This window comes from Arachidicoccus terrestris, assembly GCF_020042345.1.
In the GTDB taxonomy this organism is placed as follows: Bacteria; Bacteroidota; Bacteroidia; order Chitinophagales; family Chitinophagaceae; genus Arachidicoccus; species Arachidicoccus terrestris.
The window spans coordinates 4,866,345-4,877,283 of the sequence record NZ_CP083387.1; the positions used below are offsets into that span (position 1 = coordinate 4,866,345).

Below are 10,939 nucleotides of genomic sequence, written 5' to 3' on the forward strand. Positions count from 1 at the left end.
AAGGGTTATCAGTCATTATAAGCAGTAGTAATAAGCAACATTGGGATTTATTATTTTTATCCATTACGCTGAGTATACGACTTTATAAATTGTATCATACAATAGAATAGGACGCGGTAAACATACATTTCCAAACAGCTATCATCTAAAATAAAAATATTATGGCAACGAATCAAAAACTCAAGTTCAGTACCACGCTATTACAATCAGGAAAAACCGCTACAGGAATAAAAATCCCTGATGAGATAATGGAAAAATTGGGCGGCGGCAAAAAGCCATTGGTAAAAGTTACCATTGGCGGATTTACTTACCGAAGTGCTGTAGCCGTGATGGGCGGGGCACCTATGGTGGGCGTAAATGCCCAAAACAGGGAAGCTGCGGGGGTAAAAGGTGGCGACCAGATTGACGTAACCATTGAATTAGACACGGAAAAAAGAATTGTGGAACTACCCACCGGGTTTCAGAAAGTGTTGGATAAAAATGCGACGGCAAAGAAAAATTTCGAGTCTCTGTCAAACAGTAAGAAGAAAGCATTGATCGCACCGATTGTCAATGCAAAGACGGAACAGACACGGGAACGAAATATTTCAAAGGCACTCAGTGCGCTCGACTATTGAAACGTACATTTAGAAAATGTCTTCAAGTCACCAATAAGTGCAAAGCGAATGAGAGCATAAGATTGAAGTTTCGGCTTTAATTCCGAAACAATCTATATTGATATTCAAAAATCGGCTGACCCAATAAAGCAAACGATTCATCAGGAACCATAGATCATAATAAATTACTAAATAATGCAAACAACAATAAAAGCCAAACATCAAGGGCCCCATTTGGGTGTCATGGCGATTATCTATATGATCTTGTTTATTGCCGGCCTATCCTTTGTATCTTCCTTCTCCCCTCCTTATTTCCCCGAACCTTCAGCACCGGCATCTGCCATCCTGAGCTATTTTCAGCAACACTCCCACGATGTCCTGATGTGCGCCTTTTTTCAGTTCTGCTCAGCCATACCTTTAGGGATTTTCACCGCGACCGTTGCGGGCCGGCTCAATGTTTTCGCACCAGGCGCCGCGGGAAGCAACATTGCGTTATTCGGCGGCTTTTTAAACGCATTCAGTCTCACATTATCCTCAATGATTCTGTGGGTGATGGCTTATCAGGGGATTGCGGCAGATGGCAATATAATCCGCACACTGTATTACCTAATGTTTGTCATTGGCGGAGTGGGCTATTCCGTTCCAATGGGCCTGTTGATTGCAGGAATAACGTTACCCTGCCATTTTAAGGGAGTGCTTCCCAAATGGCTCACGGTTGCAGGACTGGCCTTGGCGGCAATTGGCTTGTTGAGTAGTTTTTATTTAATTTTTCCACCTTTCCTTATACTGATTCCTCTGACAAGATTTCCGGGCTTTGTCTGGCTCATACTCGCCGGGTTTAAACTTAATTAATGGGCAATATCTTCATAATATGACGTGAGGGTTTTGATGGCTTATAAGCTTTCGTAAAATAAATACATTACAATGCCTATTGAAGAAGTATTGAGGTGTATTTTGATAAAGGGAAACCTCATATTAGACCATAACTTGAGGTATCGGAGCCATCTCCTAAAAAACTCCTCTAATCCAGGACGGTACATAGATCCCAGCCATTTTATACGCTCATTGCATTAGCAATAGGATATATCTCCATCTTTCCATTTTGCCGGGCAGTAAATCAGGTGTACCTTTACCCCATGAGAATGACAGTGATGTTATAAAATCCTTTTCGAGCTTAATTCTTAAGTGATACGCTACATCCTCTGTATTTAGCTGCCTTTTTATATCTAAATATTATAAATAATCCGAATGAATGAGTCAACATACAATTGTTGCACTCATTAATTGTATCAATCAGACAAATTATGTCAGAAGTACTCAATAAAAAAGAAATTGCACAATTTGTTCACAGTGGATTTGTTCGCATTGAAAACGCATTCTCGCAGGAAATTGCAGATGCAGTTCTAGCTATTTTATGGAATGACCTCCCATGCAACAGATCTGAGCCTTCTACCTGGACCGAACCCGTGATTCGATTAGGAATGTACAGTCAGCAGCCGTTTGTCGACTCACTAAACAGCACAAAATTACATTTGATCTTCGATCAATTGATCGGAGAAGATAAATGGATCCCATGTCGGCGTGTAGGAACATTCCCGGTTAGATTTCCGTCAGTTGAGCAACCCAACGACACGGGCAAACATGTCGATGCCAGTTTTCCGGGAAAAGAACCTGATAATTATCTTACCTGGCGTATCAATCTCCGATCAAAAGGGCGAGCCTTATTAATGCTGGTGTTATATTCAGATGTGAGCGAAAAGGACGCGCCTACGGTCATTTATGATGGGTCGCATATGGATGTTGCGCGGATCTTAGCCACAGAGGGCGATGCTGGTCTTTCCTTTATGGAACTGGCAGTTAAGCTAGATGATCTACCCAAAAGGAAAGAAGTATATGCAACAGGCAAAGCGGGTACGATTTATCTTTGCCACCCATTTATCGTACATTCTGCTCAGCCACATAGGGGTACAACTCCCAAATTTATGGCACAACCACCTTTGTTGTTAAAAGATCAGTTGTCTATTTCAGGTGCTGCTAACGGCTATACGCCCGTTGAACAAGCGATTCGTTTATCATTGGAGTAATTGAAAAGCCGGTTCGTAAAAGGAGGTTGCAAACGCGACCTCTTTTTTTAAGGCATTCGTTCAATTATAGGTGCAACAAGCTGATTGTTGCAACCCCCTGGCCGTCCTCATTTATTTTTTGCTGCTTCACCGTTTTTCCACTATTTCTGTAACCAGTTTAATTTCTGAATGGGATCTGGGTAACCGGAAGTGATATTTGTTTTCTCATCCGGTATCTATTAGTTCTTCAATCTTATCCCACACGGCAACATGCGCATCATTTATAACCATGACAAATTAGCCATCCGGATCGAGCGGCTTGCTACCCTGCAAAAACAGAATCATCCAATAACACACACTGCTTAAATGATTGTAGACATTGTCAATAATTGTCACAAGCTTTAGCTTGTTCATACAAGATTACTGATGTATGCATTGATTCCCAATAAAAAAACTTACTTTTATAGCCGGTTGGACTGGTATGAGTTACACCTATACGATAAGGCCTTTCTGTGATGTTTTGCGCCAGCCCTTTTATTTTATCTGTTTATAAATTTTCCATAGATGTGATGTTACACACCTAAACGCAATCTTATGGATAAACAAAATGACACAAATCGGGTCAGTTCGTCCAAAGTGACCATGCCTTCCGGAGGCGGCGCTTTACGCGGCATTAGCGAACCTTTCAAAGCACAGTTATTTACCGGGTCGGGCGGATTTTCCATTCCCTTTCCGTTGCCGGATGCCAGAGGTTTTTCCCCGGTTATTGATCTGACCTATAATTCGGGGTCCGGTAACGGCCTTTTTGGTTTAGGCTTCTCAGTTTCATTAGATTCCATAGTAAGAAAAACCAGCAACGGCATTCCACGCTACGATGATACAGATGTCTTTATACTCGACAGCGCAGGCGAATTGCTCCCAAAATACACCGATTCCGACCAAGGCTGGGCAAAATCGGAGTATACCGATACTGTTGACGGCATCACCTGGACAATTGTTGCCTACCGTCCACGCATTGAAGGCGCTTTTTCCCTGATTGAACGGTGGACAGACCTTCCCACTCAGATCAGTCACTGGAAAGTCGTTACGGCTGATAATATAACCCATTTTTATGGCGTTTCCGAGGGTGGGCGGATTTACCACCCAGATCACCCTCACGAGATTTTCCAGTGGCTGATTGAAAAAAGTTACGACCCTTACGGGAACAAGATCCTTTATCATTACAAACCGGGTGACAGGACAAATATTCCGGATACTCTCTATAATACGGGAAGAGATTTTACGTCAGCGCGTTACCCCGACCGCATTCAGTATGGCAATTATTTCAGTACTGAAAATAATGAACAGAGGGAACACTATGCCTTCGAAGTCATTTTTGATTACGGTGAGCGGGACAAAAATAATCCGGACGCGGCGCCCGCTGAATGGACAGCGCGACCGGATCCCTTCAGCAGCTACAAAAGCGGTTTTGAAATAGGCATAGCCAGGCGTTGCGCGGGCATATACCTACGGCATTCTTTTACGAAAGAGAATAACGGGGTTCCTTTTACGACAGCAGCGCTGCTTCCGGACTATGATATGACGCCGGTTTCGTCAATGAGCATCATAAAACGTATCGTGAACAGAGGTTACCGTATGCAGGCAGGGCGGATGTGGATCGCAGACGAACCGGCACCGGAATTCAGTTATCAGGGTTTTAACCCACTGGGTTCAAACTGGCAATTACTTCAGGCAGATGCACCGGATTACCTGGATTCGGCAGGTTTTATCCCCGTTGATCTTAACGGCATCGGCATAGACGGGTTACTATACAGCAGTGACAGCTTTACTGGTTATCTTGAACCACTGGGTAATGGTCAGTACGCGCCGATGCGCCTACTGGATAGCTTCCCTATATTCAGTGACCTGCAGTCCGGACAGTCAAGGCTTACCTCTCTGAACGGCAATAATGTACTGGACTTAGTTGTAAGCGACGGAACGACTAACGGCTTTTTCGAACAAACGGCCCGGGCAGACTGGCAGCCATTTCAGCCGTTTGACAAATTTCCCAAAGAATATTTGTCGCCTGAAAAAGAAATGACTGATCTCAGCGGCACCGGCCGTAGCGATCTGCTGCTTTTTGACAACACCCAACTGAAATATTATCCCTCTGAAGGCAAGACCGGATTTGCACAGGCGTCCTACGCATTGAAACCTACTGGTTTCCCGGCGACGGTACAGCCCGGAGCAGAACAGCTGTCCGGTTTTTCCGATTTTTTCGGCGACGGACTGTCCCACCGCTATTGCCTGCGTAACGGCAGCCTGACCGTCTGGCCTTGCCTGGGGCATGGCAGGTTCGGGGAGGCCGTCAACTTTGCCAACGCGCCATTTATCGATGGCCTCTTTGACACGTCACGTGTATTTCTAATTGATGCTGACGGCAGCGGCGCCACCGATATCGTGTATTGCTATCCTGCCTATGCCCGTATCTGGTTCAACCGCAGTGGCCATTCATTCAGCGATCCGGCGGATATCGTTTTTCCGGCCACCTATTCTGACATCACGGCCATTACGGCCGGTGATGTCAGTGGTTACGGCACGACTTCACTTATCTTTACAGTAGTGGATCCACTAGTGAAACACCTGTATTATGATTTTAGCAATCAACAGAAACCCTATCTGCTGCAGCGCGTCGATAACGGTGTGGGTGGATTGTCAGAGTTGACCTATACCACATCTGTTATCGAGCAGCTGCGCGATAAACAGGAGGGCCGGATCTGGCCAACACGTCTGCCCATTGCGGTGAGTGTGGTGAACGAAAGCAAAACAGTCGATCAGATCACCGGAGCGGTCTACACCCAGCGTTATCGTTATCACGATGGTTATTTTGATACAACCGAGCGCGTGTTCCGGGGTTTCGGATATGTGGAAAACTGGGACACTGAAACCTATGAACAGTTCCAGGCCGCCGCGGCACCCGGTTCAAAAGCGGCAGCCTTGCTGGACAAAGACCTATGGATGCCGCCCATTTATACAAAGTCCTGGTTTATTACCGGCGCGTACGAACAAACACCCGCCATCTGCCAGCAATATGAAAACGAGTTTTATCAGGGAGACAGCGAGCAGTGGTGCATCCCCGCCTTTGAACTGGGTACTGTCTGGAATAACCAGGATGCCTCCGCTATCAGGCAGGCTTATGGCGCACTTGCCGGGCAGACGATCCGCAGCGAAGTATACGGTGAGGATCAATCCAACCTGGCTGATCATCCCTACACGGTTTCGATGTCCACTGTGCAGGTGCGCCTGATACAGCCCCGACTCAACGGCCGCTACTGCAGCGTCCTGCCGGTAATCATTAACGAGCTAAGCTATGCATATGACCGCGTTCCCGAAGACCCCCGCATTAGCCAGAACCTAGTACTCCGGATGGATCCCTACGGTCATCCCCTACTCAGCGCCGCCATCAGCTTTCCCCGCCGGAGTGTAACCGGAGCAGTCATCTATCCGGAGCAGCAAGCATTGCGGATCATCGCGACTGAAGCCGCCTATATCAACACCATACATGACGCCGTAAGCCCCGAGGATACCTTCTGGCAATACCTGGGTATTAACTGGCAGACCCGCAGCTATGAAATCGGGGGTATTTCGGCGCCTGCTGATGCACCTTTTACCGAGGGCGATTTACGCCAACAGGTTCAAGCGGCCTTGCGCCATCCCAAAGGACCGCTTGAAGCACCTACTCAGCAACCATGGAGCCGCCTGCTGAGCTGGACCCGCAATGTATATTGGAATGATGACGGTGATGCGCCGCTACCCTACGGAGAAACCACGAGACTTGCCTTGCTGCACCACGCAGAAGCAGCGGTTTTGGATCCGGATGAGGTAACACGTTCATTCGGAGATAAGGTAAACGAAGCACTGCTCAGCCAGCAGTGCGGCTATGTATTAAGCGATGGTTACTGGTGGAATTACGGCCAGATGCAGCTGTACAACTGGACCAGAACCGCATTTTACCAACCTTCTGCCACCAAAGCCACTATTACGGATCTGCTGCCAGCAAGCATACTCGACGAAAACGGGTTTAACGGGTATGAGAAGGTGGCCTATGATGCCTATTACCTGATGGTCACCAAAACCTCATCCATACTTTCCAAAACCATATCCCTTGACCAGCATTATCGGTACGACTACCAGGCGATGTCGCCGGTGCGGGCCGTGGATGCCAATAATAATATCTCTGAAGTACTTTTCGATCCGCTCGGCCAGGTGATCGCTACAACGATTTACGGACAGCTTGGCGGTGCCGATACGGGTGATCTCCCCATGGATCAATACATTATTCAGCCGGAAGCCACATTCGGTGACATCATTGCGCATCCGGATAAATATCTACAAGGGGCCACTACGTACTTTTATTACGATCGCTTTGCCTGGAAAAACAAGCAGCAACCGCTCAGTGCCATCACTGTTACGCGAACCCTGCATGTGCATCAACTGGAAACGGCAGGTGCAGCGACCACGGATACAACCCCTCAGTTACCGATCAGCATTGTCTATAGTGATGGAATGGGCGCTGTTTTGCAAAGCAAAGCTACAACGACACCGGGAGAATCGGTCCTGCTCGCGTCAGAAAAATCGACTGCAGGTATCCTTCCCTCACCTGACCCATCGGAGCAGCGCTGGCTGATCAGCGGTTATATCATTTATAACAACAAAGGCATGCCTGTGGAGCAGTATCAGCCATACTTCAGCGCCACGCCCTATTTTGAGGACCAGCAGAAAATTATAGACGAAAAGCTCCTGCCGCCACCTACCGTAATCCATTATGATCCGATAGGCCGGGTGATCCGCACCGATTCGCCTAAAGGCTTCTTTTCCAAATCAGCCTATACGCCCTGGGAAACCAGTTCCTATGACTTTAATGACACGATCATTGATTCACCGTATTATAAGGGGTTCACCGCCCATTATCCGGCAGATCCCGAACCATGGCAGGCGGAAGAATTACACGCACTCAATGCCGCGGTGCCCTGCTACAATACCCCTGCAAAAGTCGTAATGGATAATCTTGGCAACCCCATCCGAACAATTGCCTGCAATCTGGGAGCGATTAGCCCCACCACCATTCCCGAGGCCGTGGCCACTCCCATGACCCCGGAGGAAGCCTGGAACGGCTTACTGACAACCGGTTACCTGGCCAGACAAAACCCAGATGATAGCAGTGCATGGGTTACAGCAGCCTTTCAGCCCTACCAGCCCGGTTTTCACCAGACTTTTCTGGAGCAGTTTCCGGAAAACGGCGGTCGCCTAGAAGACTATCTTGCCCAAAGCTGCATGACAATACTTGGTGTCTATGACGCTCAGGGGCGGCAGCTATACAGTGCCGATCCCCGTCTCTTTCTAAAAATGGTACGGGAAGACAGATTGCTGTTTAATTTCCGGACCGAATACGGACTGAACGGACAGGTGCTGCAGTCGGAAAGCGCCGACGCCGGTATCCGGTGGACACTTTCCAATATGGCAGGCAACGCCGTACGCTCCTGGGACAGCCGTGGACTGGAGGCGCACAACAAATATGACAACCTGCAACGCCCAACGTCCATGTATGTCAGCGGCGGCGATCAAAAGACACCACTTGCCAACCTTGTACAGGCGACGGTTTATGGAGAAACCACTGCGGGCGCAGCTGATTATAACCTGATGGGAAAACCTTATCAGGATTTTGATGAGTCGGGGTTATCCGTTATCGAAGCCTATAGCCTGGACGGTGCACCCGTGCAAGGCAAAACCTATTTGCGACCGGGTTACAAAACCCCGTCCAACTGGACGGAGCAGGAAAAAACGGCTATTTTAAGCGCGCCCTGCTATACCCGCTCCGGTAGGTACAATGTCCAGGGGCAGGTGATACTCGAAACCTTGCCGGATGGCAGCCAGCAAGCCTTTACCTATGACATCAACGGTCTGCCTGTCACCAGCCAACAGAAAACCCTGAACCTGGTTTCCGGTGAACCCCTCCCCTGGCAGACCGTCATCCGTAACATTCAATACAATGCCATTGGCAAACGGACCCGGGTCGAATACGGCAACGGCGTTGTTTGTTCCTACACCTATGATACACTCACCCAACAACTGATCCGCACCTATACCACCCGAAATGTCGAAAATACGCCTCAGGACGATCAGGTATTACAGGACATTTCCTATAGCTACGATCCGGCCGGTCATACCGTCAGTACCACCGATCAGCGCAGTGCGGTAGCCTATTACAAGAACCAGAAAGTAGCGCCACGAAGTACCTACCGCTACGATCCGATCTACCGTATCATCTCAGCCCAAGGCCGTACGCTACCAGGACTGAATGTGGGGAAACAAAACAATACGCCAAAAATCGGCCTGCCCCCGTCGAAAGCTACAGGCGCCAGTGATCTGCAGAACCTGGAGAATTACACACAGCGGTTTAGCTACGATTTTGGCGACAATCTTATACTAAAACGGCACCTCGCGGCCAGCGGCAACTGGAGCCAGGTATTGACGATGGAAGAAACGAGTAACCGCCTGGATACTGTATATTTTGGCAATCCTTCAGGAATACACAGCGATCTGACAGCATTCCGGTATGACCAAAACGGCAACCTGCTGACACTGAGCCCCGGCAGTACAGCAACGGTCAACTGGAATTATCTCAACCATATATCCAGTGTGGTATCGATCGCCCGGGAAATAACTGATCCCGAAACGGGCGTGCAGTATACCCTGAACGACGCCGAATATTATCAGTACAACATCAGTGGCGATAGAGTACGCAAGGTAACGGAGCGTGCCATAAACGGCGGAACACAGATCGAATACACAGAGAAAATTTACCTTGGCAGTTACCAGGAAGTGCGCAGCTGGACTGCGCCTTCTAATGCCCCATCAACGCCACCTCAAAACCTGAAATCTGAAAGGCATACGGTCCTCCTTAATGATGGCGCAGCCCCTGCCCTCATCACCCATATCTGGGCCGTTGTTCCCACCGGACAAAGCAAGATCTCGGCGGGCGATATACAATACCGGTTCCAGCTTTGTGATCCGCTTGATTCGGTGACGATGGAAGTCACTGAAACCGGGGAACTCCTCAGTTTCGAGCAGTATTATGTATATGGCGGAACCTCGTTTATCCTGGCGCGTAGCCAACTGGAAGCCGATTCAAAAGAACTCAGATTCTGTGGTAAAGAAAAAGACGCGACAACCGGACTCTATTATTATGGTGCGCGCTATTATGCACCCTGGCTGTCCCGCTGGATGAGTCCCGACCCTGCAGGTCCGGTAGACGGAACGAATCTGTATGAATATGTAAGCAGCAACCCGGTGAATTATAATGATCCGACGGGAATGGGGAAAGCGACTCCCTACCAGGATCAAACAGCAGCCGATAGAGCAGCAAGAATTGAAAAGTATAGTAGCCCATTGGCAAGGAAAAAAAAGCCAAAAAAGCCTGACCAAAAGCCTATCGGGGATACCACTGCTTTAGCAAAGCAAGCGGATCTGAGGGGAAAAACGGCAGCCAAAGGTACTTTCTATCCTGTGAGTGCCGATCCGATGAATGATATTGTCAAGCGCAATTATGTAACAAAGGGCGGAAAGGTTTATGCTCAGTTGAAGGTAAATGGAAAGCCTATTTTAATGGGCGCAAACGGATCTGCGAAAAGTCACCTAACCTTTCGGGATATAGGCACCGACAATCAGAAAGGCAAAAAAATAAACTTTCATGCTGAAGACTGGGTAACATCTTCTTTCAGGGACGCTGTAGAAAAAGAGGGAGGAAACATAGCAAACAGCCTTGTTCGATTTGGTGTTCCAAACCGATCTGTAAATACCGGCAAACAGCAAAAAGGCAAAGATGTCTTTAGTTTGCGGATCAATTATTCACCTTGCCTGGGGTGTGTGGAAACTATAAAAAGTTTTAATGAATTTCTGCATGCGGAATTGGGCGAAGCAGTCTCATTGCGCGTCAAATTTCTAAAACCTTACCAAGTAAGAAATACTTTAACATGGTTTGATAATGATGAATCAATGATGTTCTTAAAGTCGATAAAAACATTGCAGGACGGTGGTATTCCAACAAGGCTTCAACCGATTGAATCGGCGGAGAAAATGTATCCCGGATTTACTTCATCAACAGCGGACCCTTTTGAAACTGACGTGCTGGACAGAATGCGTGTCGCCATTAGCGTTTTAGATGATAAAGATGATTACCCTGACCTAGATCCATTGTTTATGTCATGGAAAGATCAGGATTTAAATAGAAAAGAAGCTTAA

Annotated in this window: 4 protein-coding genes; all 4 read left to right on the forward strand. The window is 47.8% G+C overall.

Annotation, left to right across the window (positions count from 1 at the left end):
- Positions 1–161: 161 nt before the first annotated feature.
- Complete coding sequence (locus K9M52_RS18890) at positions 162–617, forward strand: YdeI/OmpD-associated family protein (RefSeq protein ID WP_224070000.1); 456 nt, start codon at positions 162–164, stop codon at positions 615–617.
- Between the two features lie 174 nt (positions 618–791).
- Positions 792–1,448, forward strand: a complete 657-nt coding sequence (locus K9M52_RS18895) for a hypothetical protein (protein WP_224070001.1) — start codon at positions 792–794, stop codon at positions 1,446–1,448.
- A gap of 452 nt (positions 1,449–1,900) precedes the next feature.
- Positions 1,901–2,680 (forward strand): phytanoyl-CoA dioxygenase family protein, encoded by a 780-nt coding sequence (locus tag K9M52_RS18900; RefSeq protein WP_224070002.1) that lies wholly within the window; start codon positions 1,901–1,903, stop codon positions 2,678–2,680.
- 573 nt (positions 2,681–3,253) lie between these two features.
- Positions 3,254–10,939 carry a SpvB/TcaC N-terminal domain-containing protein gene (locus tag K9M52_RS18905; RefSeq protein ID WP_224070003.1) on the forward strand — a complete coding sequence of 2,562 codons (7,686 nt, stop codon included), beginning with the start codon at positions 3,254–3,256 and terminating at the stop codon, positions 10,937–10,939.